The organism is Bradyrhizobium sp. 23AC, assembly GCF_054863025.1.
Genome location: NZ_JAVAYN010000161.1, coordinates 1 through 271, shown reverse-complemented (window position 1 = coordinate 271; position 271 = coordinate 1). Strand labels below are relative to the sequence as shown.

Below are 271 nucleotides of genomic sequence, written 5' to 3'. Positions count from 1 at the left end.
GCCTTCACCAGCCCGAGCCGCTCACCTCCATAGACTTTGTCGCGCAACGGGGCCCACCAGTCGCGGCGGTCAAGATACCAGCGCACCGTCTTCTCAATACCGGTCTCGAACGTTTCGAGCGCGCGCCACCCTAGATCAGTCTCGAGTTTGGTCGCATCGATCGCGTAACGCTGATCGTGACCCGGCCGGTCGGCCACAAATTCGATAAGCTCATGGCAGGATTTGTCTGACGGGCGAAGGCGGTCCATCCATGAGCAGATTTGGCGAACAA

1 protein-coding gene is annotated in these 271 nt (G+C 59.8%); it reads right to left on the bottom strand.

Annotated elements, in window-relative coordinates; all coding sequences use genetic code 11:
* Positions 1–271 (bottom strand): GDP-mannose 4,6-dehydratase (locus RAD10_RS41920; protein ID WP_461622031.1); only part of this gene is annotated, 271 nt, incomplete at both ends.